This is a genomic window from Pantoea sp. B566 (genome assembly GCF_024793925.1).
Classification (GTDB): Bacteria; Pseudomonadota; Gammaproteobacteria; order Enterobacterales; family Enterobacteriaceae; genus Pantoea; species Pantoea ananatis.
The window spans coordinates 3,433,376-3,456,625 of the sequence record NZ_JANUQL010000003.1 but is presented as its reverse complement, the minus strand read 5'-3'; the positions used below and the strand labels follow the sequence as shown (position 1 = coordinate 3,456,625).

Sequence of the window (23,250 nt, the reverse complement as noted above, 5' to 3'; positions counted from 1 at the left end):
CGTTCTGTAAACGCTTTATCGCAACAATCAACGCGACTCACGCTGGCCGCGTGGTGTTATCGCCACTCATGGGGTGATGTCCTGACAGCCCTGCTCCCAACTGAACCGCCCCGTGACCGATACTCAGCCTCTCCCCACTAAATGCTCAACAAGATGCTGGGGCGACGCGCTTTCACTCACGATCTGCCGTTTTCTGCTGCAGGCCGGGCCATCAAAAACCTATAGATAAGAAATATTAACAGACCCGCGAGAGGGGTTTTTCCTGTAAAAGTTTATGTCGTGATTGCTTACATTTTAATTATCACGGCCGGGATAAAGATTGCCGGGTCTGCGCCGAAAGATCGTCGTCTCCCCTCCCTTCTTCAGGAAAGATTTATGAAAATCTCAACACGGCTCGGCTCGGGTTTTGGTACGTTAATCGTCTTCTTTTCCCTGTGCATAGTGGTTGCCATTCATTCTTTGTATCAGTCCAAAAACGCCCTTGAATCCATCGTTCAGGGAGATATGAAAAAAACGAAACTGATAACAGACCTGACGCTAATCCAGCGCGACATGGCCATTACAGTCAGGAATCTGTCGTTATTTACCGATGAAAAAGGCATTGAGGAGCAATCCGCGCGGCTTGGAAAATTAAAGACCCGCTTTGTCGACAGCAGCACTCAACTGGGGCAGATGATTGACCAGTCTGGCAGCAATGAGGAAAAAAAAGCGTTCGACGCGATTAAAAACAGTGAAAAAGAAGCACTGGAATCATTCAGTAATACGGTTCCACTCGCACTGGGAAAAAACAACGCCGCGACCGTGAAGTTTCTTTTGGATAACGTCAGGCCCGCCCAAAATCCCCTGATTGACGGACTGACGGCGATGGGTCAGGTGCTCACTCAGCGGTCTGATGACGCCGTCAGTGCAAACAGTAAAACGACGGAACAGGCTTACGTCATTTTACTGGTACTGCTCGCTGTCGCGGTCATTTTTGGCCTGTCCACGGGCATCTATTTGATTCGTAAGCTGATGAGTGAACTCGGTGGTGAACCCGCTACCGCACAGCGCCTTGCCTATGCAATTTCTCAGGGAGATTTAACCTCAGCCGTTCAGCTACGCAAAAATGACACCCGGAGCCTGATGGCCTCTTTGTCCAGTATGCAGTCGCGGCTCCGCGGGGTGGTATCCGACATTAAATCTGGCTCGGCTTCCGTTGCGCTTTCAGCAAACGAAATCTCTCAGGGTAACAACGAACTGGCTTTCCGCACTGAAGAGCAGGCAGCAGCACTCCAGCAGACAGCGGCAAGTATGGAACAGCTGACGGCCACCGTGCAGAGTAACAGCGCCATGGCCAGACAGACGGCCAACGCCGCGAGGGATACGGCTTTACACGTAAAAAATGGTGAAAACGATGTCCGCCGTATGTCTGGGACCATGGGCGAAATTTCACAAAGCGCGTCTAAGGTCAGAGACATTACCTCTGTCATCGAAAGTATTGCATTTCAGACGAATATTCTGGCGCTTAACGCGGCAGTAGAAGCGGCACGCGCGGGTGAAAGCGGGCGTGGATTTGCCGTGGTGGCAGCGGAAGTCAGGACGTTGGCACAGCGAAGCGCCACAGCGGCAAAAGACATTAAATCACTCATTGAGCAGGCGGTGGGTCAGGTGGAATCTGGCGTCACGGTGGCGAATGAAACAGGCCAAAATATTCTTAAAGTGATCGATCTGGTTGACGAACTGGCCACATCAATGGATACCATCGCCCTGTCGTCCGCTGAGCAGATGCAGGGGATCTCTCAGGTGAGCGTGGCGGTAAGCCAGATGGATGGTGTAACGCAGAACAACTCTGCGTTGGTTGAAGAGTCGTCAGCCGCCTCACAGTCGCTTTCTGAACAGGCTCAGACGTTGCGTCTCATCGTAGAGACATTCAAGGTCTGAATGAAAAAACGGCCGACGATAGAGATTCCCGCCGTCGGCAGTTATCGCCTTTGTTCTGTAAACTGATGACGGTATTGTTAGCGGTGGCTCACCATTACCCAGAATGGGCGGACCCGCAGCGCGCCGCAGTGGCAAAGCTATGTTCTGGTCGCTACCTGCGCACTAACCGGCCTGATTATATTTGGCCTGTATGCGCTGATTTTGGCCTCGCATACGGCGGAGAAATACCGTAATCGGGCACGGCGCAGTTTCGAACTGATCTGTGCGGGGTTTTATGCGTTGGTGGCGGTAAGGTTTATGGTGTCGCTGAGATAAAGCCGTTCAGAGGCCTTCATTATATTCTCGGAGGTGTGATCCGCGCTATATCGCCTCCGTCACCAGTGATTGTAAAAGAAAATCCTCGCTGGCTTGCTAGCCCTCTCTTTATAGAATGCCATGGAATTTCAACTTTCATTTCTGTCACGGAACAAATAACTTTCACATCTAACAATATGAGTTACGGAAAAAATTCATCGAAACCACTGAATTGGTATACAGTTCACACTATTATTAATTTAAAAAACAAACCACATAACTTAGATTTTTAAAATAAGATCACATGCAATTCAACAACAACCATAGCTCGTAACAAATTAAATCGTAAAAATAAACCCACAACACATTAATTGAATATAAATTCAAATTCGCGAAAATAAAGTTGATAGCTTAATCTTTCATTTATATGATAAGCCACAAACCCTCACTATGGAATGGTACATCATGGCATTACAAGGAAAAGTGACGCTTGATGGTGCAGATTATGCACCTTTTAATTTATATGGTGTGGGTGTATTCATGGCCTTTTCTGGTAATGGTATCTACCGTAATAACGGTGCATGTGGTGCCGTTAAAAGTAACGGTCCGTTACCACTGGGTAAATACTGGATTGTAGAGCGTGGCTCTGGTGGATTTTTTTCTAAAGCAAAGACGGAAATCCACGATACATGGAATAAATTTTATCATGGGACGGCCTTTGGACGCGATGAGTGGTTTGCTTTGTACAAAGATGACCTGAGTATTGATGACGGAACATGGATAGAAGGCGTTTACCGCGGATTATTCAGGCTTCATCCTGGGCAAGTATCAGAAGGATGTTTAACCATACCCCATAATTCAGATTACTCGCGCATAAGGGATGCAATCCTTAAAACGGATCCTGTTCAGGTCCCCTGCATGCGTGATCTTATGGCTCGTGGCTGGATTGAGGTGGTAACTAATGGTTATAGCTCTTGCCCGTAAGGCGGTTAAGATAATATTTTTTTTAATTATAACGTTTGCTGCTGCTCGCTCACTCGGTCATCCAGAGAACTACGCAGGCCATGAATTTCCCCGTCAGTTAGCCCTACTATTAACTGGTGATGTCAATGCAGAATCCATCTACGATGCCTATTTCTACATAGACGTCTTCACTGTCATAACGCTCAGCATTGTTTTTTATTTAATAACCATGATATTAATTAGAAAAATCAGGAGAAGTTAGTATGCCAATCCCTCCCTATATGTGGCTTAAAGACGACGGCGGTGCAGATATTAAAGGATCTGTTGACGTTCAAGATCGAGAAGGAAGTATAGAGATCATCGGACTGGGCCATGGTGTCAACCTCCCTGTTGATAACACTAACGGGAAGATTACTGGTACGCGTCAGCATTCATCAATGATGATTGAAAAAGATGTAGATAGTTCTACACCTTACTTTTATAAAGCAGCAGCTACTGGTCAAACATTAAAAAGTGCAGAAATAACGTTTTATCATATAAACGATGCAGGACAAGAAGTTTGTTATTACACTGTCCTGATGGAAAACGTTAAAGTCACTGGTGTTAACTGCGGCGTACCTAATGTCCGATTATCGGGTAATGATAAAATGAACCATATTGAAAGTATCAGTCTGCAGTATAAAAAGATCACCTGGCGAATTATCGATGGAAATATCCAGTTCACCGACGCATGGAACGAACGTGCTACCGCGTGAAAGTATGATATTTTTAAAATTGATAATGGCCAGCAAGAGACAATTTTTTGCTGGCATTTTTCAATGCCAAAATCTGCAATTCGATTATGAATAATTTATAAAATCATCATCACTTCTCGAAAATAACGACTATTTGAAGATTATCGCTGGCACTCAGTCATACAACCATTTTCCTGCCTTAGCTGATTCTATCAACATACCGATCGTAAAATCAGGCACGAGTATAGGTTCAATTTTCTTAAAGGGGTTCCACGAAAAAGGGACATCTGGATAGTACGTTTCAATCTTAAAACTGCCCCTCTTCACCTGGAATTCTTCGAAAAAATTATCCATCAGCTCTTCGGCTTCACCAGCATCTAATTGCATATCAGAGTCGATATCAGTATTGCAGTTTAACAGTCGTTGATTCTTTTCGTTGTTAAACAGGTAAAAGCCGTTGTGGCGGCGCGCAAGCGCAAAAACACGCTGTTCGATATCATCTGTCATAGTTAATCGCTTCCTGAATCACTGGGTTGTCTTCATGTAATGCGGGACAGGTAATTCTTGATACATCCCAAGCAAAACCTCCTGTTCAGCCAAGGGAAGCTGCGTAACAATGATCACATGACAGGGAGAAAGCATACTCAGTCTCTCGATAAACTGGAAAAGGGTCTGGCTGGCTGGTTACGTTAGTTTATAAAAAACCGTATAGTTTAACCCTTAGTGAAGGTATATGATTTTTTATAAACCAGCACCGTGCTTGTGCAAAAATTCGGTTTTCCACTGCCTTAACTGTGCTTGATCTAATGCACCCGACTTCTCATTTTATTAACTCACCTGAGTCAATGGTAATATTACGCCACTTTCAAACACCTTCTAAAAAAATCTATTACTCTTTTAATTGAACAAGATGGATTTAATTACCCCCCCATTAAATTACTATAAATCAATCTTACCCTTTAATATAATCAGAAAAAAACAAGAAAAATCAATTAGCTTTGGGTTACAATAAAATTACATTCAAACATTATTCACAAGATTGTAAAGCGCTCCAGGTGTGATGCCGAACATATTTTTAAAATTACGTGTGTAATGAGCTTGATCGCTAAAACCAAGATCTGCAGCTACCGCCGAAATGGCATCCCCACTAAGAATAAGCTGCTTCGATAATTTGAGTTTTTCACATCGGAGCCAGGAAATAGGCGGTAAACCATAGGTGTGGCTAAAAATACGAACTAATTGCACTGGTGTAACGAAATTTTCGGCAGCTAAATCAATAAGGGACGGTGGAGATAACATTTCACTTTTCAAACGGCATGCGATTTTCTCCGCCAATAAACTATCATTATGACCAAGCTCACATTTATAGCGGACACCCGCTCTTTTGATCACGGTGTTCAAAAGGCACGCCAAGTGTTCAATCACTTCTCCGTTACTGTTACTGGAATCAAGGCAAAATCGGGCCGTTTCCCGAATCTGGTGAGCGGTATCCGGAGCGCAAAAAATGCTACGTTTAAACTCTTCATCATCGTGAAAACCCGACAGGCTTCTTAACATATCGGGTTGAATATAAAAACTATAGTAAAGCCATGTGTAAGGCGTAGGAATCGCTGACTGTACCTGGCCTGGGTTATAAATTGTGATTTCGTCTACGCTTGCTTCATCACTCTTACCGTCCAGCCAGATTTTTTCACGTCCTGAGACATTGGCACCAATGTAAAATTCATCATGTGAATGCTTAGGAAAAGCATGAGCAGTGCTGTCTGAGAAAGTAATCTCAACTCCGCTTATCTTCCGGTACGCCGTTATAGCCATTGTCCAGAGTGCTTCCTTTATGTCTGATTTGCCAAATCTCAGTGGCGAGTGAAAAACAACACAATAGCAAGATGGCCACGAGCGATGAATAGGTTGGAGACAACCTGGGATCTAAAAGCTGAAACACATAAGTAAACACAGGGCTTATGGACATAAAAATCATAACCTTAGCTGGTGCTAAATGTTTAATAGCATACTGAAGGCACCATAAAGGCAATATCACTCCCAATATAGCCAGAAAAAGGACGCCCGGGAACAGGCCACTATCGCTTAGATGTTCAATATTAACATCATAAATGTAACTAAAAGTAACTATTATGGTCAGGTAAAATCGGTGAGCCATGATTGATTCAGGAATACATTTTCTGTCACTCAGTTTCTTACTCAGTATATTCGACAAGATACTGAAGAAAGCACAGGAAATCGCTAAAACTATTCCAGCCACTATTTCATAGTTAGTGTAACTATGATTTTTATTATCCACTTGCAAGCTGATGATGCTCAACCATAACGAACACAGAGCAATCCCCAGAAGTAAACTTAATCTATATTGCCTTTTCTCATTACGGTATAAAAATGGAGAAATAATAACAATAATAAGTGGGGCAAATCCTGTAATTATTGCTGAAGCAATAGCGGGCTCTATATAACGAAGGCAATAAAAAAAAGTCACCCAAGAACCCACAGTAGTTATATTTAAAAGTGTAATGATAACAGGGTACTGCAAAGGAATAATATAATCCCTGCTTAATTTCACCAAGCATATGCATTGAAAAAAAACCAGCACTGTTGAAAATACAATAAAAGTCACTAGCATTGGATGCAAACTTTGCACCAAGTGGCCAGAATAAACTTCCTTTCCTGCATCAAGGAAATTATAAATTAACACCATAATGAGGCCAAAAACAGCACCAGTTTTTATTTCCATGATTTTCTCACATCAATTCAAACAATAAACCATCACTTTCAAGCTCGCGTATCTTTATATAATCACGTTTAATTTGATCTTCACAATCATGACAAAGATAAATAATTCCAGGGTTCGTAAAAAGATCAGTCGTGCGAAAAATATTTTCACCTTTTTCTGGCGTATGCATTAATCCAAAATAGGATGGAAACTGGCCGATTAACTCTTTACATCTGTTATTTTTGACAACGCCATCTTCTTTTGAAGAAAGTGTCACACAATAAAGATTTTTCTTGAGATTATACTTATCATTGATTTTCCCTAAAAAAGCATTCGGGTTGATATATCGCTCAGCAGTCAGGGTAACGTGGCTGTACCCAAGAGCAGAAATTACCGCATCATGCATAATCGTACCTTGCATTCTCGCAGCTGTTTCAATCAAAACAGGCCCCTGTTCAGTGATGATTAACTCGCTGTGTGAAGGACCATTATCAACACCCAGAAGTGTTAACGCCTTTTTCATATATGAAACAAGTGTATTTTGTATTTCTCCCCTAAAAGGAAGAAGGATTTCTTTTTCACATATCAAGGAAGCATCTGAAACGGGTATTTTATCATCTGTCCATATTTCAGTGATGAGATGCATGCCATCCATGCTGACGGCATTGACGATAAACTGTTGACCACGCAGTCTTTTCTGAATCAGTACAGTGCTGTTAAACAGACCGAGTTTATTTTTCTTACCAAGAATATTATTGAAAGCGTCTTCCAGCTCCACGTGGTTTTCACAGAACCTGACACTATCAGCTCCAGCACTGTCAACAGGTTTAACAACCACCGGCCAGCATTGATGCTGTTCTGCCCAGTCTACCGCTTTAATGACATCATCGGTGACAAATTGAGGAATAGATAAAAGTCCGCCATTATTAAGCGCCTCCTGCATTTGAAATTTATTTCGTCGCAGGGTACTGCTTTCCCAAGCGTTACCGGGTTTAGATAATCGATGGGAAAGATAGTCAGCGATTTTGACGCCTGTCTCTGTACCCGGGATAATATATGCCGGGTCAAAAAGTTGTAATTTCTCAACGATACTTTCGAATCCACTTAACTCATCTGAGTCAGGCACCATCAGAAAATCAAAGTTTTTGGGAATAAATGAAGGCAGATAATCATCCGGAATAACAGCATTAGACTGAACGTGTATACATTGCCATCCTGACTTCTTAAAAACTGGAGCCAGATCTGCGCCCGTTGAATAAGCATCCACAATGCAGATAATATTTTTCATAATTATAATCCTTTACGCGCAATGATAAGCAAATTATCGTCTTTCCCCTTCGGCTTTTGTGAAAAATCACCATAAAGCTCGACACTGGAAAAACCACAATTTAGTAACGCATTTTGTAAAAATTCTTTTTCGTAGAGTCGTGTTGAACACGTCCATGACTGACCATCTTTGTCGTAATTTACCGTCAGAATCCTTTGCTCCCAATCCATAAAAAGCGTTTCAGTAACACCACTATTCATACGTATTAATCTGCCAGATACATCTATTCGATTCCGGGCTCTGTCCATATCGGCCAACTCCATTATCAGTATGCCCCCTGGATTTAGGGCTTCATACCATTCGGGCAAAACGGCCAAATCTTCATGTTCAGTGCTGCAGTAGCCAAAACTCGTGTAGACATTAATAAGAATATCGAATTTATCTTTAGGCAGATTACCCATGTCTGCATGGATATATACCGGTCCTTTACACCTCTTTTTAGCAACAGACAACTGCTCAAGAGATAAATCTAACCCCACAACCTCGTAGCCCAGTTCAAAAAGTGAAACGCTCATTTTTCCTATGCCACAACATATGTCGAGCAGACGAGGAAACTTACTGGGAGGAAATTTTTCTGCTATTGCTCTGGCTGCATCCTTGTAATTTTCATAGCGTCCCAGACAGTCTGATATTTCCGTAAAAAACACGGGAAAACCTGTGTCATCGTTCATTCCGCCCAGTGAAGTTTCTTTCGACATTTTCACTTCCCTTTATTTAATTAAGCCTGTGTATCCTGCGGATAAATTGCTTCCATTGAATCATGCGTAAGACCTTCATCCGCCAGATCGAAGTCATTGGCATAGGTGAAGACAATAACCGTCCGGCGAGACTCATAAGTGAGAGGAGAAATTCGATGCAGGGCATCCCGAGCCCTCAACAGATAGCATTGTCCCTGTGAGACATGGTGGCTAAAAATTGTATTATCTTTTAAAACGTTTTTAATCCACTCACGTGTTTCTTTTTTCTTCCAGGGAATACGTGGAACATATTCAACGCGAGCACCTGAAAGAACATCTGGCTCATCAATGACCCAGACCAATGCATAGGAATAATCATCCCAATGCCATCCATGCGTATCACCACTTTTATTTTGTGAATTAATTATAAACTCTTCGGGCTCATAAGGTACACGGTGTAACTTTTCACCGGTTATTTGCATAAAAAAATTAAGAATGCTTGGGCTATCAAAAAAAGCAGGTATATACTTCCCTCTTTCCCGAATCGCATTTCTGCCCACGCTATCATAAGCGCGCGGTGTATGACCACTTTCAGCAATAATTACTTCCCGACGCAACGACTCCTCTGCCAATAGTTCGCGCGCCTCATTTTCCATTGCTGTTTTTATATCACCAGGTAGTAAATCATCTATAACCACCATTAAGTCTTCTTCATAGTCGCTTTTCAGGTAGTTAATTAATGATGCTGGAAATGATTGAATATGCCTTTCAATTTTTTCTTCGATGTTAATCACTTTTTCGCCCTGTCCATAAGAAGTGTTGTATTTGCCCTTCTCATTCTCCGGCTATACGCGATTTTTTCTTGTACGTGATTTCAGAAAATGGCTAAATTTTGAGCAATCACACGACGCGATCACATCTGTTTAAAAATTTATTGGCATTTCTTTGAGAACAATGAATCACATCAGACATAATACGCTCTACTCTGCATCGTACCAGCCGTCTAAAACATATCGACGGCAGCTGGCCGTCTCCCGACAACGCCCAACAGCGCCGATCGCCTGCACAAGTATCTGGCTCGCTTTGCATTGAGTTGGGAAAACATCAAAGCCTGAGGCTCTCCCTACTGCCCCTCATAGCCATAGTAATCCACCGACAGGCGCTGGCCGTTAATCTCCAGATCGCGCCACGCTTTTGGCACTATGTCAGGCATTGCTTTACGCATAGCGCTATCGGCGCTTTGCGGCACGTTCGCGCTGCCTGTCTGCCGCCATGTGTTGCCGCGCAAGGTATAGATAACAATGAGGGATGAATGTGGGCTGTATAACAGCACTTCTGGCGAGCCATCGTTGTTGAGATCCTGCATCCACACCAGACAGGAACCCACATCCATCAGACAGGTTCTCAACGCCTGTTCTGAGCCTTTCTGTACCTGCCACCAGCTTTTCGGCGGCGTTTCGCTACCCGGACGCACCGGGATAGCCTGCCTGAGCGTGCTGATATCGTGCTGAATGTCTGTCTTGTTATGCCCTGCCAGGATCTGCATCAGCATGACTTTTAATCTTACAGGATCCTCAAGCCACTGAGGATGGTCATTCAGCGTCTGCAACAGCTGGTTCCCACGTCGCCCCGCTGTGCTCAATACATAGAGATCCCCCGCGTCCGCTTTTGCTTTGCCCTGTTCGTAACGTGCCTGCTGGCTTGTGACCATAATGCGCCAGGGATCGATCACCGGTGAATGCAGCAAAAACCAGCCGCCGGACGCTAACGCCAGCATCAGCACGATATAGGTATTCATGCTGTTGGCGTTCTGAAACCAGACTGGTCGCTGGAACCACACCATCAGCAGCGAGCCGGCAAACGCAATAAACGCGATTACCGCGCCATAAACCCGATCCACCGTCCAGCCATAATCGGCAACACGCAGCCATACGGCCCAGACAGCCAGACCGGCCAGGAGCGGCGTCAGCCACAGTGCAGCCAGCACCAGTTGGGCGCTTACGCGCTGCCAGCGTGGTTCGCTCTGCTCTTTTATAACGACCATCGCGCTGAATATCAGCATCAGCAACGTCATGGTCAGCAGCAGCGTGGCGGCCGAGAACGATTTGGGGATAATCGCCAATCCGGTAAAGGGCAAACAGGCCAGGAACAGCAGCAAGGCGATCGCCTGCAACGGCACTATCACGCCCACCGCCAGCGTGACGACGTTGCGGTAAACACCGACAGCGCCAGGCAGACATCGACAAAATACAATGCCCGCCGCTATGACCGCACCGGTCGCCATCGACGGGAAAAAGTCATTTCTGAAAAAGAGCCGCTCGAACAGGCTAAGGCCGATCAGACTGAAGAGTTTGCTCCATAGCAACAGCACCAGCCAGAACAGCCCGGTCATGATGGCGGTCACGCATAGCGTAAAAGTGTTGCGCCACATCGCTTCGACGATGATTGCACTGCGGGAGAGGTTATTGTGCGGCGTCGGCGATTCATGGCAGATAGCGGCGAGAAACGGCATCGCCAGCACGAGCATAAGCAGGACCGCACCACTGTTTCTGAAAAAAGCATCATCATCATGAGACGCAGGAAAATTCCAGTGCTGCCAGCCGGTCATCAACGCAATCAACGGCAATACCGCAAGCGCACACAGCCAGGGTTTAACGGCGTTCAGGCGATTGAGCGTGAACGCCAGCACGCTGGCCGCGCCCAGTGAAAGTGGCCACAGATAATGCGCATAGCTCGCCGGCAAATGTAGCGCATCGGGCAGCGCCCCTGTCAGCCCGGCCAGCATACCAATCACGATAATGGTCCATTTTGTCCTGCCAGGGAAAGCGTCTTTTTGCAACATGGCGATCCTTTGCGGGTTAACCGAGGGGAATTGAATCAACGTCGAAAACGCATGAATTCATCTGAAACGAGCGGGGTTCTTCTGCGTGGCCTTTCGCAGTTTTTTATTATCACTCTCGATGCGTTCACGCCTGCCTGATTAAATCATCAGGTCATTTAGCGCGATACGAATGTGGGGCAACACATCCGCATCGCTGATCACAATCACTATTAAACAGGAATAGTCATCATGACTGTCATCAATTCTATTTCAGGTCAGATTGAAGCTAAAGACCAAACCTATACCCAGCGCTATGCGACCGTGGGTTATGTGACCCGCACTCCAAATTACCGCCGCGTTCCAGCGATTACCCTGAAAGGCTGTTGGTTAGGAGAAGCGGGTTTTCCGATTGGGGTGCAACTGGATGTGAAGGTCACTTGGTGCCAGATTATTATCAGCTTTAAGCCCAGGGACGTGATAAACGGAACGCGGGTGGGATCGGTTGAGGATCTGGCTTCGCTGTCTGTGCAGCAGAGAAAGCGGGTGATGAAGGCGATTGGGCTGACTGATTGGTAAGGGGTTGATGGGGCTTGCCCCTGCGGAGGTGGGGGCGAGTGGGGTTTTATAATAATTACTCCACTATAAGATCCGTGCCTAAAGGACAGGCATCTGAATTGAGGCGTTGGAAAAAGTTGATTTTATCGCTTAAGTGCCCATTACAATTGGATTTTTATCTTAAAAAACAACAAGCGTGACTAAATACTACATTGCGAGGGGAAATTAATATGAATCTTTAGGAAAATTAACACTAAAAACACATCAAAAAACTCCATATAAAAAAACTTCTTTTAGCATAGAGACCACTCATTACTGAATAATTTTATAACCTAATAATTATTTTTATCGATCTCGATGCTTAACAACAGAAAATAATAATCAAAACCTATCAAAAAACACATAACAGAAAGAATACTTGACTATAAATTCCATATAGAAAAGCTAATTGTAATTTTCACTCTCAACAGGCTAACAATTGCTGTTATTCATAGTGATTTTCTCGCATTTACCTATTAACTTGATAGGATATGAATAGTCTTGGAGAGGAAAATAACATATGCCATATGAATCACAGATAAGTCGTAATAATCCAACAGCATTTCTTTTCGTGGTCGATCAGTCCGGCTCAATGTCTGACAAAATGTCCTCCGGACGAAGCAAAGCAGAATTTGTCGCCGATGCGCTAAATCGAACGTTAATGAATTTAATTACTCGTTGTACAAAATCTGAAGGCGTCCGTGATTATTTTGAAATTGGTGTTTTGGGCTACGGCCATCACGGAGTTTCTAATGGCTTCTCCGGCCCTCTTGGAGGACAAGTACTCAATCCAATTTCTACTCTCGAACAGAATCCAGCCAGGGTAGAAGATCGTAAAAGGAAGATGGACGATGGTGCAGGTGGAATTATAGAGACAGCAATTAAGTTTCCAGTATGGTTTGATCCTATCGCAAGCGGTGGTACACCGATGCGTGAAGCCCTAACCAAAGCAGCCGAAGAATTGGTGATTTGGTGTGATTCCCATCCGGATTGCTATCCTCCAACTATCCTGCATGTGACTGATGGCGAATCAAACGATGGAGATCCAGAAGAAATTGCCAATCATTTGCGACAAATTCGCACCAATGATGGTGAAGTTCTGATTCTTAATATTCACGTTAGCTCTCTCGGTAATGATCCAATCAGATTTCCCGCCTCTGATACTAGCTTACCTGATGACTATGCCAAGTTGCTTTTCCGCATGTCTAGCCCTTTACCAGAGCACTTGGTACGCTTCGCGCAGGAAAAAGGGCATACGGTGGGAATAGAATCTCGTGGTTTCATGTTCAACGCTGAAGCAGCCGAACTAGTCGATTTCTTCGACATCGGAACACGTGCTTCTCAATTACGTTGAGTCCGCAATGAAACTGGAATTCTCAGGAACAGTTCCAAAAGACCCTGAATGCCCTGAGGCAAATGAGGACAAATTCGCCTTCTCCGAAGACGGGAGAAGGCTTGCTTTGTGTGATGGAGCAAGTGAATCCTTTAATTCAAAGTTATGGGCTGATCTTCTGACTCGCAAATTTAATGAAGATCCTAAAGTCAGGCCTGAGTGGGTAGCATCTGCTTTAGCAGAATATTCTGCCGCACATGATTTCCCGTCTATGTCTTGGTCACAACAGGCAGCATTCGAACGAGGAAGTTTTGCCACACTCATAGGCGTTGAGCAATTTGAATATCATCAGACGGTAGATATTCTTGCTATTGGGGATAGCATCACCATGCTGATTGATTGCGGGAAACTTATTCGTGCATGGCCTATTGATAATCCTGAAAAATTTAAAGAAAGGCCGACATTGCTTGCTACGCTTCCCACTCATAATAATTTCATTGGTGGAAGTACTTTCTGGACACTGCATGGAAAAACTTTTTACCTAGAAAAACTAGTTCAACCTAAGCTCTTCTGTATGACAGATGCGCTCGGCGAATGGGCACTGAAACAAGCACTGGCAGAGGATCCAGGTTTTATCGAATTACTTTCGTTGCAAACTGAAGAGCAGCTTGCACAGTTAGTTCTCAGGGAGCGTACAGCCAAACGTATGCATATCGACGACTCAACGCTGCTTGTCCTATCGTTCTAACGCGGAAATTAAGATGCCTTACCCGTCTCTTGAGCAATACAATCTGGCATTTCAAGAACATAGCAGAGTGCTAGACGATCCTGAATTAAAGTCAGGTACAGTCGCAACGACAGGATTGGGGCTACCACTCGCCATTAGTGGCGGCTTTGCGCTTACTTATACGATCAAATCAGGCTTTAAGAAATACGCGGTTCGTTGTTTTCACAGGGAATCAAAAGCGTTAGAACAGCGCTATAAGGCTATATCCAGGAAAATATCCAGCCTTCGTTCTCCCTATTTCCTCGACTTTCAGTTTCAGCCACAAGGGATCAACGTTGGAGGAGTATCTTACCCTATAGTCAAAATGGCATGGGCTAAGGGAGAAACTCTAGGAGAGTTCCTTGAGGTCAACAGGCGTTCTGCACAAGAGATGGCAAAGCTGTCGGCCTCAATTGAATCACTTGCCGCCTATCTTGAAAAAGAAAAAATTGCACATGGTGATTTTCAGACTGGGAATCTGATGGTTTCCGACGGAGGTGCTACCGTCCAGCTAATTGACTACGATGGAATGTTCGTTGATGAGATTGATACATTAGGAAGTTCAGAGCTGGGGCATGTCAATTTTCAGCATCCCCTTCGTCAAAAGACGAATCCGTTTAATCACACACTAGACCGTTTCTCACTAATATCTCTCTGGCTGGCACTTAAGTCATTACAAATCGATCCTTCCATTTGGGATAAATCAAATTCGGAACTGGACGCAATAGTTTTTCGAGCTAATGATTTTGTAGACCCCGGTTCATCATCCATCTTAGGAATGCTATCGGGCATTCAGCAGCTTTCCACTTTTATAAAAAATTTCGCCGCAATCTGCGCTTCAGCGATGGAAAAAACGCCTTCTCTTGGTGACTTCATTGCTGGAAGAAACATTCCCTTATCTCTAACTTCCGTTAGTATGAATGGGGATATACCAAGCAGCAGACTGAAATCTGGTTACATAAGTGCCTACGCCGTTCTGCCAGCCTGGGATTATAGTGCTTGCCTTCAGAGAGTTGGTGATAAAGTTGAAGTTATCGGTAAAATTATTAACGTAAGACTTGATAAGGACCGAAATGGAAAACCATATATCTTCGTTAATTTCGGGGATTGGCGGGGTAAAATCTTCAAAATATCCATATGGAGCGAAGGCCTCAGGTCTTTCCCTGTCAAACCTGATTCCTCATGGGTGGGGAAATGGATCAGTGCAATCGGTCTTATGGAACCACCTTACACTAACGACAAATATAAATATTCACATCTCGCAATTACTGTCACGACAATCGGTCAAATGACAGTTATCTCCGAAGCAGATGCCCGTTGGCGTCTTGCCGGGCCAAATAATAGTCGAAAAACATTAACTTCTACTAGCAGCAATCAAGAAGCTCTGGAGCGCATTAAGGGTAAGAGTACCACTTCAACTCCTAAGCCTGTGAGCACTAACGCCACAACTGCAAACCAGGCAATCCTCAGCAAGTTACGGGCTTCTACACAAAATGCATCGCAAGCAAGAGCGCAAACTCAGCATATTGTGCCTAATAAATCATCATCACCTTATGTAGGTCAGACGAGAACATCAGTTTCACAGTCGGTATCACCAGCTCAAAGCATTCAGAGTAAGACTGTTACTTCAAATCAACAGACTTCTAAGACAAATATAATCATAAAGATTTTCAAATGGCTTTCGAGATTGCTGCATTAATCAGCAAGGCGGGCGATATGCATATCACGATGCTTGTTTTCTAACAATCGAAAAATAAAGTAAAAAATGGATGCAGAGAAAATTCAGTCAGATATAGATGCTCTTTTAACATATATGAACGATGACCTGGAGAACCTCGGAGAGACGATCAAAACTGTTTCATTTGGATTTGATATGGACCAGAACGATCGCATTGCTATTGACGAGCGGCTCCCCTGGTCGGAAGAGTATTTGTTCAAAATCATCAACATCTGCCATTCCCGTTCTCTTCTACGTAAGGACTATGGAGATTTTGAACATGTATCCCTGACAGAAGAAGGCCAGAGCATGGCTATATCAGTCTAACATGGGAAAAACCGTTCTTACGAGTTAGGATCCAGCATGCAAATCGCGACGTTAAATGTTCATGGGCCAGCACAGGTTGGCAATCGCAATACGCAAAAAATTCACAATTTATTCAATAAATTACTTCATCACATCGAGGATATCTTCAGCTTCTGACGAAGAAAAGCAGTAAGCCAAAAGCCGGCTTGCTAAATTTTTGGAACACCCTTTGGTTGGCTCTATTGTCGGAGGTCTGGCTGGTTCACTTCCAGGTCTGACAGGATTGACCTGCTCCCCGTTGATTAATACACCGTGATGTTAGTAATGTCTTCATAAGCCACATGAGGACATCCCCATGAAGAAGCGATTTTCCGACGAACAGATCATCAGTATTCTCCGCGAGGCAGAAGACGGGGTTTCGGCCCGGGAACTCTGTCGCAAGCATGCCATTTCAGATGCCACCTTTTACTCCTGGCGCAAGAAGTTCGGCGGCATGGAAGTTCCCGAAGTGAAGCGGCTCAAGTCGCTTGAAGAGGAGAACGCCCGCCTCAAGAAGCTCCTTGCCGAAGCCATGCTGGATAAGGAGGCACTTCAGGTGGCTCTGGGGCGAAAGTACTGACGACAGACCAGAAGCGGGAAGCCGTGGAGGTCATGTGTGAGGCAATGGGTCTGTCGCAACGCCGTGCCTGCAGTCTGGCTGGTCTGTCACTTTCAACCTGCCGTTATTCGGCCCAGCGTCCTGCTGCTGACGCGCAACTGTCTCTACGGATCACAGAGCTGGCACTTGAACGCCGGCGATTTGGTTACCGGCGGATCTGGCAGTTATTGCGCCGGGAGGGCCTTCACGTCAACCATAAGCGGGTTTACCGCATCTATCACCTTAACGGTCTGTGTGTAAAACGCAGGTGCCGCCGTAAGGGTCTGGCGACTGAACGGCTTCCGCTTCTCCGCCCGGATGCGCCGAACATGACATGGTCAATGGATTTTGTCATGGATGCACTTGCCAGCGGCCGCCGGATTAAGTGCCTGACCTGTGTGGATGATTTCACGAAAGAGTGTCTGACGATCACAGCCGCTTTCGGGATTTCAGGTGTTCAGGTCACGCGGATTCTGGACAGCATTGCGCTGTTTCGTGGATATCCTGCGACAATAAGAACCGATCATGGTCCGGAATTTACCTGCCGCGCGCTGGATCAATGGGCCTTTGAACATAGTGTTGAGCTGCGCTTAATCCAGCCAGGCAAGCCAACTCAAAACGGATTTATTGAGAGTTTTAACGGTCGCTTTCGGGATGAATGCCTGAATGAGCACTGGTTCAGCGATGTTCTTCATGCCCGGAAAATCATTAATGACTGGCGGCAGGACTATAACGAGTCCAGACCTCATTCATCGCTGAATTATCAGACGCCATCTGAATTTGCAGCAGGCTGGCGAAACGGGAAACATGAAGAAAAACCCACCGACATTACTAACTGAAGGTTGTATCTAATACTGGGGGCTGGTCATCGCCTGAATAATACAGTTATAAAAAAGTATGGATTATACTTCAAGCCGGTTTTTCGAATTCAAACATAGCAAGCATCAGGAATTAGACTACTTGCCAAAGTCATAAGGACTAACTTCGCTTTCCCTATTCGCATCCAAAAAATCAGCCCACCACTGCAGCATTAGTCGCCGCTCATCAAGATGCTCAGCCTTATGAATGTAAGCTGCACGTACTGAGTTACGTTCCATATGGCTCATTTGCCGTTCCACTGCATCCCTCGACCACAATCCAGACTCAATCAATGAACTACAAGCCATTGTCCTGAAACCGTGCCCACAAACTTCAACCTTCGTGTCATAACCCATAACGCGCAGCGTCTTGTTCACTGTGTTTTCGCTCATCGGTTTGCGATGGTCGTGATCGCCAATGAAAACAAAATCACGATCGCCACTAAGCTTATGTACCTGTTTAAGGATTGCTAACGCCTGACGAGAAAGTGGCACCAGATGAGGTGTGCGCATTTTTGAGCCACGCTGTGAGTGCTTTACCCCTTCAATAGCTTCCCGCTCTGCAGGTATCGTCCACATAGATGTTTCAAAATCGATCTCAGACCAACGAGCAAAACGCAATTCGCTGGAGCGGATGAAGACAAGGAGGGTTAACTCAACGGCAAGACGAGTCAAAGGCCTGCCGGTATAGCTATCAATGCGCTGAAGCAGTTCGGGAGTACGTCTCAACTCTAACGCAGGTCTATGCTGACGGTTACTCGAAGCGACAGCACCAACCATCTCTTGCGCGGGATTGTAATCAAGTAAACCACTCTGAACGGCATATCTCATAATTGCAGTAGTGCGCTGCTGTAGACGGGATGCCACCTCAAGTCGCCCCGACAACTCTACCGCTTTGATTGGGGCCAGCAGGTCTCTAGTTTTAAGATTAGCGATATTCCGCTTACCTATGGCAGGGAAGAGATTGTCCTCCAAGCTTTTAAGCACTCGTCGACTATGTTCTTCTGACCACTTTTTATTTGTGGCATGCCACTCAATAGCAAGCTGCTCAAAAGTACGTGCTTCCTCCTGCTCAATCTTATCATTTTTCTTTTTATCTCCCGGATCGATGCCGTTTGCTAAAAGCTTACGAGCGTCATCGCGACGAGTTCTAGCATCTGCAAGAGATACGTCAGGGTAAACACCTAAAGCCAGCATCTTTTGCTTTCCGCCATAGCGGTACTGCAGACGCCAGTATCTTGAACCATTTGGGTGGACGAGAAGATGCATACCATTGCCATCGGTCAGTTTGTATTGCTTATCCGTTGACTTGGCTGTTCTGACTTTGATATCTGTTAACGCCATGCTTATCCCCTCCCTGTTGGTACAAGCATTATCGAACCGGAAATACCATCATCTATACCAACATCTGTTGGTAGATGTACGTTGAAGTCGGTTGACCTTGAGAGAGTTAATATAACGGGAATGATGGGTAAATACTGGATTTCAGGCACAAAAAAAGACGTCCGTTGACGTCTATTGATGTTCCGATGGTGCCGAAGGCCGGACTCGAACCGGCACATCTTTCGATGGTTGATTTTGAATCAACTGCGTCTACCGATTTCGCCACTTCGGCACTGAAGAGGATGCGGAAAACGTTGGCGATTATACCGTTACATGCCCAGCACGCAACCCAATTCCGCTGTGATGTGCGCTAAGCGGCGAAAAAACACACGGAAGCCGGTAAACCCGCGCTGTCCCGCTGCCAGAATCCTCCCAAACCGCCTTCTCCTTACGATCTCGTCGGAACTTTCTCATCCGCACCGCCTCTTAACAGCACGAAGCATAAAACCCAACCGAGGTCGAAATGAAAAAGCGCCATATCGCCTGCGCCCTGGCAGCCCTGCTGCTGGCGGGTAATGCGTCAGCTGCAAGCTGGCAGGATCAACTGAGCAGCGCCGCCAACCAGCTGAGTCAGCAAAACAACGGTGCAACAGGTCAGCAGAACGGCGGGCTGTCGATGTCCTCCATTACCAGCCTGCTGAACAGCAACGACAAAGCCATGAGCGCCAACAGCATGACCAATGCCGCCGGCGTAATGCAGTACTGTGTGGAGCACAACGTGGTGAAAAACAACGTGCAGTCGGTAAAAGATCAGGTGCTGAGCAAGCTGGGCCTGAATACCACGGCGGCACAGGAGCAGAAACCGGATTACACCCAGGGTGTGGCCGGGCTGCTGAACACCGGCAATGGCCAGCAGCTAAACCTGCAAAGCCTCAGCAACTCGCCGATGGGCGAGAAGCTGAAAACTAAAGCCTGTGACGTGGTGTTGAAACAGGGTAAAAACTTTATCTCCTGACAGCCGCCTGCCAGCCCCGCGCTGGCAGGTTTATCGCCTCTTCTTACCCGCTTTTTTACCGCCAGTCAGTCCCCCGCCCGCTGTCTGCATCACCTTGTATCGCAACACGTTAAGTCATAAGTTTTCCTTCCTAATGCGTTGGGCGCTATAGTGATGTTTTGGATTTGAACAGGACAGCACGCATGAAAGGTATCAACATCGCAATTTACTTCGATCCAGACCTGATCACAGCCTGCGTAAATGCGTCAGAAGGGAGCTATGTAAACAAAAAGTTCGAGTACGACGATGGGGTGATCGAAGAGATCTACCAGTGGCTCGAAGAGTACGATCCCAACCGCACGCATATCTGTCTGATTGAAAACGAAAGCGCCGAGCTGCTGGCCGACGAGCTGGTGGATAACGGTTATCACGTCCATCAGGTGACCATCCACCAGCTGCTGACCTGGTTCGCCGCCGAACCGCCCAAGTCCCCGGATGGCACGCCGATGCGCCTGATGCTGCGCTATATGGCAGAAGAGCATCCGCGCGAATATGAATCCCGCACGCCGCAGACCGAAGCGTTGATGGAAATGTTCGACGAGCTGGACGCGCTGGAGATGGTGGAAGATAACGAAGACGAAGATAACCTGCCCGCCGACCTGCTGCGCAGCATGAAGAAGCACAAAATCAGCGCCAGCGATGCGGCACAGCGCCTGATCCCCGACGTAAACGAACGTATCCGCGAGCACCTGATGCAGTACCCGGAGCTGATGACGCCGGAGATCCTGCAAGACTTCTTCCCGGAGCTGCTGGAAGCGCTGGAACGTCCTAAACACTAAGCGGGATAAGGCATGCTGGAGTTAATCAAAGCAATCGGGTTGGGGTTGGTGGTGATACTGCCGCTCGCCAACCCGCTCACCACCGTGGCGCTGTTTTTGGGCCTGGCCGGTGAGATGAATTTTCAGGAGCGTAACCGTCAGGCCCTGCAGGCGAGCATCTATGTGTTCGCCATCATGATGGTGGCCTGGTACGCGGGCAGCGCGGTGTTGCACACGTTCGGCATCTCCATTCCGGGGCTGCGCATCGCGGGCGGGCTGATCGTGGCGTTTATTGGTTTTCGGATGCTGTTTCCGGCGAAACCGGTAGGCCATTCGGTTGAAGCTAAGCACAAGCACGATGAGCTGGAAACGGCACAGGAGCCGGTGAACATCGCCTTTGTGCCGCTGGCGATGCCGAGCACGGCGGGACCAGGGACGATCGCGATGATCATCTCTTCGGCCTCTACCGTGCGCAGCGGGGTGGATTTCCCTGCCTGGGTACTGAACATTGCGCCGGTGCTGACGTTCCTGGTGGTGAGCGTGATTTTATGGATTTCCCTGCGCAGTTCGGGGGCGATCATGCGCCTGGTGGGCAAAGGCGGCATCGAGGCTATCTCCCGCCTGATGGGCTTTTTGCTGGTCTGCATGGGCGTCCAGTTCATTATCAACGGCGTGCTGGAAGTCATTCATAACTTTCACTGACGGCCTGAGCCGCCCGCCTCAGGGCGGCCTGTCACCTAAGGCAAATCGGCTAAGACAAAACTGGCATAGCTCAGAACAAACCGGCATTTTGACCTGCTCTGGCGCGGGTTACAGTAGGGTTATCAATCATTAAGGATAACCGCTATGCGCAAACCGCTGCTCCTGCTTACCGCCCTTGCTCTATCCTCTGCCGCCCACGCGGCAACGCCGAAAGATACGTTTGTGGTCGCCGTGCCGCTAGATGGCATTATCAGTTTCGATCCGGCGGAAAGCTTTGAAACCGTCAGCAACAGCAGCCTGCGTAATATCTATCAGACGTTACTAGAGCCGGACCATCAGGATCCGCAGAAGCTGGCCCCGCTGGCAGGCGGGCAAAACCCCGCACAGCCTGGTGTTTGACCTGAATCCGCAGGCGCGTTTTGCCAGCGGCAATCCGTTAACGGCGCAGGACGTGGTGTTCTCCTTTACCCGCGCGGTGAAGCTGAACAAAGCGCCCTCGTTTATCCTCGGGGAATTTGGCTGGACGCCGGAGAACATCGATCAGCAGTTCACCGTGATCAACGATCATCAGCTTGAGCTGCGCTGGCCGGCAGAGATCGGGCAGGATCTGGCCCTGCGCCTGTTGACCGCGCCGGTCTCCTCCATCGTTGACAGCAAGCTGGCGCAGTCGCATGCCGCCAATAACGACTTCGGCAATGGCTGGCTGAAAACCCACTCTGCGGGCAGCGCGGCCTACGCAATCAAGCAGTTCGTGCCCCTGCAGGCGCTGGTGCTGGAGGCCAATCCCAACAGCACCCAGAAAGCGCACCTGAAACGGGTGCTGCTGAAAGGCGTGGCCGATCCGGGCACCCGTCGGCTGTTGATCCAGCAGGGCGATGTGGATGCGGCGTACCAGTTGGGGCCGGATCAGCTTGCCTCGCTGAAAAGCGATCCCAACGTGCACATTGCCGCCTTTCCCTCCAGCCTGATCTACTATCTCGGCTTTAACACCAAAAGTACGCAGCAGCCTGCGCTGGGCAACCCGGCCTTATGGCAGGCCGCGCGCTGGCTGGTGGACTACGACAGCCTGGCGAATCAGCTGCTGAAGGGGCAATATCGCGTACACCAGAGCTTCCTGCCCCAGGGCTTTGACGGCGCGCTGGAAACCAAACCGTTCCACTACGATGTCGAGAAGGCCAAAGCGATATTAGCCAAAGGCGGCATTAAGCCCGGCGCGCACATCGCGCTGTCAGTGGTGAATCAGCCGCCTTATATCGATATTGCCCAGGCGCTGCAGTCGAGCTTTGCGAAGGCGGATGTGAATCTGGACATCCAGCCGGTGGCGGAATCCGAGCTGTGGAGCAAGATGCGTAGCCGCAACTTTGAATCCATCTTTACCTACTGGGGCGCGGACTACATCGATCCCAACACCAACGCCAGCACCTTCGCCTATAACGTGCCGAACGGCAGCAAAACCCTGGCCTGGCGCGTAGGCTGGGATATTCCGGAGCTGAGCGCCCTGACGCGCAAAGCCGCCGGAGAAAGCGATGCCGCCAAACGCCGGGCCGATTACGTCTCGCTGCAACAGCAGCTTCAGCAGAACTCGCCTTACGTGGTGATGCTGCAGGGCGAGGTGCAGGTGGCGCTGCGCAAGAACGTGACGCACGCGCAACAGGGGATTGGCGTCACGCTGCTGAATTTTGAAGAGGTGGAGAAGTAAATTTCAGGGCGGCGGCACGCAATATTCACTCACGTCTGCCGCCCCG

20 protein-coding genes, 1 tRNA gene and 1 pseudogene are annotated in these 23,250 nt (G+C 47.2%); 13 read left to right on the top strand and 9 right to left on the bottom strand.

All coding sequences use genetic code 11. The annotated features are described in order from the left end of the window. Positions 1-375: 375 nt before the first annotated feature. The 3 genes from NYE92_RS17785 (at position 376) to NYE92_RS17775 (ending at position 3,932) form a co-directional block, all read left to right on the top strand. A complete protein-coding gene (locus NYE92_RS17785; protein ID WP_028716007.1) occupies positions 376-1,920 on the top strand; it encodes a methyl-accepting chemotaxis protein in 1,545 nt (514 codons plus the stop codon). 759 nt (positions 1,921-2,679) lie between these two features. Next, the gene (locus NYE92_RS17780; RefSeq protein WP_014606684.1) at positions 2,680-3,198 is read left to right on the top strand and encodes a DUF2778 domain-containing protein; all 519 of its coding nucleotides are present in this window, start codon (positions 2,680-2,682) and stop codon (positions 3,196-3,198) included. Positions 3,199-3,440: 242 nt separating this feature from the next. After that, positions 3,441-3,932 carry a type VI secretion system tube protein TssD gene (locus NYE92_RS17775; RefSeq protein WP_014606686.1) on the top strand — a complete coding sequence of 164 codons (492 nt, stop codon included), beginning with the start codon at positions 3,441-3,443 and terminating at the stop codon, positions 3,930-3,932. Between the two features lie 153 nt (positions 3,933-4,085). Here NYE92_RS17775 and NYE92_RS17770 read toward each other — a convergent pair whose 3' ends face one another. The 7 genes from NYE92_RS17770 to NYE92_RS17740 form a co-directional block, all read right to left on the bottom strand. Then, on the bottom strand, positions 4,086-4,418 hold the full coding sequence (locus tag NYE92_RS17770) for a DUF1493 family protein (RefSeq protein WP_014606687.1): 333 nt from the start codon (positions 4,416-4,418) through the stop codon (positions 4,086-4,088). 513 nt (positions 4,419-4,931) lie between these two features. After that, the gene (locus NYE92_RS17765) at positions 4,932-5,726 is read right to left on the bottom strand and encodes an AraC family transcriptional regulator (protein WP_014606688.1); all 795 of its coding nucleotides are present in this window, start codon (positions 5,724-5,726) and stop codon (positions 4,932-4,934) included. Further along, the gene (locus tag NYE92_RS17760; RefSeq protein WP_014606689.1) at positions 5,689-6,654 is read right to left on the bottom strand and encodes a DMT family transporter; all 966 of its coding nucleotides are present in this window, start codon (positions 6,652-6,654) and stop codon (positions 5,689-5,691) included. Before NYE92_RS17760 ends, NYE92_RS17765 begins: the two co-directional genes overlap by 38 nt. Positions 6,655-6,661: 7 nt before the next feature. Further along, positions 6,662-7,921, bottom strand: a complete 1,260-nt coding sequence (locus NYE92_RS17755) for an ATP-grasp domain-containing protein (protein ID WP_028716006.1) — start codon at positions 7,919-7,921, stop codon at positions 6,662-6,664. 2 nt (positions 7,922-7,923) lie between these two features. Continuing rightward, positions 7,924-8,658, bottom strand: a complete 735-nt coding sequence (locus NYE92_RS17750) for a class I SAM-dependent methyltransferase (RefSeq protein ID WP_029571393.1) — start codon at positions 8,656-8,658, stop codon at positions 7,924-7,926. Positions 8,659-8,678: 20 nt separating this feature from the next. Beyond that, on the bottom strand, positions 8,679-9,431 hold the full coding sequence (locus NYE92_RS17745; RefSeq protein WP_014606692.1) for a hypothetical protein: 753 nt from the start codon (positions 9,429-9,431) through the stop codon (positions 8,679-8,681). A 329-nt stretch (positions 9,432-9,760) separates the two neighbouring features. Further along, positions 9,761-11,479, bottom strand: coding sequence for a DUF4153 domain-containing protein (locus tag NYE92_RS17740; RefSeq protein WP_028716004.1), 1,719 nt, complete (start codon positions 11,477-11,479; stop codon positions 9,761-9,763). Positions 11,480-11,707: 228 nt separating this feature from the next. Between NYE92_RS17740 and NYE92_RS17735 the strand changes: the two genes are divergently transcribed. The 6 genes from NYE92_RS17735 to NYE92_RS17710 all read left to right on the top strand — a co-directional run bounded on the left by NYE92_RS17735 (position 11,708) and on the right by NYE92_RS17710 (position 17,650). Then, complete coding sequence (locus NYE92_RS17735; RefSeq protein ID WP_014606695.1) at positions 11,708-12,034, top strand: SymE family type I addiction module toxin; 327 nt, start codon at positions 11,708-11,710, stop codon at positions 12,032-12,034. A gap of 538 nt (positions 12,035-12,572) precedes the next feature. Next, positions 12,573-13,406, top strand: coding sequence for a TerY-P anti-phage system-associated VWA domain-containing protein (locus NYE92_RS17730; RefSeq protein ID WP_014606696.1), 834 nt, complete (start codon positions 12,573-12,575; stop codon positions 13,404-13,406). Positions 13,407-13,413: 7 nt separating this feature from the next. Continuing rightward, complete coding sequence (locus tag NYE92_RS17725; RefSeq protein ID WP_014606697.1) at positions 13,414-14,133, top strand: hypothetical protein; 720 nt, start codon at positions 13,414-13,416, stop codon at positions 14,131-14,133. Positions 14,134-14,146: 13 nt separating this feature from the next. Continuing rightward, a complete protein-coding gene (locus NYE92_RS17720) occupies positions 14,147-15,850 on the top strand; it encodes a serine/threonine protein kinase (RefSeq protein WP_028716003.1) in 1,704 nt (567 codons plus the stop codon). 66 nt (positions 15,851-15,916) lie between these two features. Further along, entirely contained in the window at positions 15,917-16,195 is a 279-nt protein-coding gene (locus tag NYE92_RS17715) for a hypothetical protein (RefSeq protein WP_235193341.1), read from the top strand. Positions 16,196-16,529: 334 nt separating this feature from the next. Beyond that, positions 16,530-17,650 (top strand): IS3 family transposase gene (locus NYE92_RS17710; protein ID WP_085980269.1). Its coding sequence is split into 2 segments (ribosomal slippage): positions 16,530-16,788 and positions 16,788-17,650, totalling 1,122 coding nucleotides; the frame shifts between segments, so codons are not numbered across the junction. Between the two features lie 117 nt (positions 17,651-17,767). On the opposite strand, the gene NYE92_RS17705 is transcribed toward NYE92_RS17710, so the two are convergent. Both NYE92_RS17705 and NYE92_RS17700 read right to left on the bottom strand, forming a co-directional pair. Continuing rightward, positions 17,768-19,012: an integrase arm-type DNA-binding domain-containing protein gene (locus NYE92_RS17705; RefSeq protein ID WP_259019303.1), complete on the bottom strand. Its 1,245-nt coding sequence runs from the start codon at positions 19,010-19,012 to the stop codon at positions 17,768-17,770. Between the two features lie 186 nt (positions 19,013-19,198). Further along, a tRNA-Leu gene (locus NYE92_RS17700) sits at positions 19,199-19,283 on the bottom strand. 231 nt (positions 19,284-19,514) lie between these two features. Between NYE92_RS17700 and NYE92_RS17695 the strand changes: the two genes are divergently transcribed. From NYE92_RS17695 to NYE92_RS17680, 4 genes and pseudogenes are all read left to right on the top strand, one after another. After that, a complete protein-coding gene (locus NYE92_RS17695) occupies positions 19,515-20,006 on the top strand; it encodes a DUF2501 domain-containing protein (protein WP_019106731.1) in 492 nt (163 codons plus the stop codon). 182 nt (positions 20,007-20,188) lie between these two features. Next, positions 20,189-20,824 (top strand): hypothetical protein, encoded by a 636-nt coding sequence (locus tag NYE92_RS17690; protein WP_006121820.1) that lies wholly within the window; start codon positions 20,189-20,191, stop codon positions 20,822-20,824. Between the two features lie 12 nt (positions 20,825-20,836). Continuing rightward, positions 20,837-21,505, top strand: a complete 669-nt coding sequence (locus NYE92_RS17685; protein WP_015701064.1) for a MarC family NAAT transporter — start codon at positions 20,837-20,839, stop codon at positions 21,503-21,505. A gap of 144 nt (positions 21,506-21,649) precedes the next feature. Further along, a pseudogene (locus tag NYE92_RS17680) lies at positions 21,650-23,204 on the top strand (ABC transporter substrate-binding protein). Positions 23,205-23,250: the final 46 nt, after the last annotated feature.

Excerpts from the sequence above, each read along its gene's own strand:
- NYE92_RS17785 (WP_028716007.1), top strand. The coding sequence starts at position 376 with ATGAAAATCTCAACACGGCTCGGCTCGGGTTTTGGTACGTTAATCGTC.
- NYE92_RS17780 (WP_014606684.1), top strand. The coding sequence starts at position 2,680 with ATGGCATTACAAGGAAAAGTGACGCTTGATGGTGCAGATTATGCACCT.
- NYE92_RS17775 (WP_014606686.1), top strand. The coding sequence starts at position 3,441 with ATGCCAATCCCTCCCTATATGTGGCTTAAAGACGACGGCGGTGCAGAT.
- NYE92_RS17770 (WP_014606687.1), bottom strand. The coding sequence starts at position 4,418 with ATGACAGATGATATCGAACAGCGTGTTTTTGCGCTTGCGCGCCGCCAC.
- NYE92_RS17765 (WP_014606688.1), bottom strand. The coding sequence starts at position 5,726 with ATGGCTATAACGGCGTACCGGAAGATAAGCGGAGTTGAGATTACTTTC.
- NYE92_RS17760 (WP_014606689.1), bottom strand. The coding sequence starts at position 6,654 with ATGGAAATAAAAACTGGTGCTGTTTTTGGCCTCATTATGGTGTTAATT.
- NYE92_RS17755 (WP_028716006.1), bottom strand. The coding sequence starts at position 7,921 with ATGAAAAATATTATCTGCATTGTGGATGCTTATTCAACGGGCGCAGAT.
- NYE92_RS17750 (WP_029571393.1), bottom strand. The coding sequence starts at position 8,658 with ATGTCGAAAGAAACTTCACTGGGCGGAATGAACGATGACACAGGTTTT.
- NYE92_RS17740 (WP_028716004.1), bottom strand. The coding sequence starts at position 11,479 with ATGTTGCAAAAAGACGCTTTCCCTGGCAGGACAAAATGGACCATTATC.
- NYE92_RS17735 (WP_014606695.1), top strand. The coding sequence starts at position 11,708 with ATGACTGTCATCAATTCTATTTCAGGTCAGATTGAAGCTAAAGACCAA.
- NYE92_RS17730 (WP_014606696.1), top strand. The coding sequence starts at position 12,573 with ATGCCATATGAATCACAGATAAGTCGTAATAATCCAACAGCATTTCTT.
- NYE92_RS17725 (WP_014606697.1), top strand. The coding sequence starts at position 13,414 with ATGAAACTGGAATTCTCAGGAACAGTTCCAAAAGACCCTGAATGCCCT.
- NYE92_RS17720 (WP_028716003.1), top strand. The coding sequence starts at position 14,147 with ATGCCTTACCCGTCTCTTGAGCAATACAATCTGGCATTTCAAGAACAT.
- NYE92_RS17715 (WP_235193341.1), top strand. The coding sequence starts at position 15,917 with ATGGATGCAGAGAAAATTCAGTCAGATATAGATGCTCTTTTAACATAT.
- NYE92_RS17705 (WP_259019303.1), bottom strand. The coding sequence starts at position 19,012 with ATGGCGTTAACAGATATCAAAGTCAGAACAGCCAAGTCAACGGATAAG.
- NYE92_RS17695 (WP_019106731.1), top strand. The coding sequence starts at position 19,515 with ATGAAAAAGCGCCATATCGCCTGCGCCCTGGCAGCCCTGCTGCTGGCG.
- NYE92_RS17690 (WP_006121820.1), top strand. The coding sequence starts at position 20,189 with ATGAAAGGTATCAACATCGCAATTTACTTCGATCCAGACCTGATCACA.
- NYE92_RS17685 (WP_015701064.1), top strand. The coding sequence starts at position 20,837 with ATGCTGGAGTTAATCAAAGCAATCGGGTTGGGGTTGGTGGTGATACTG.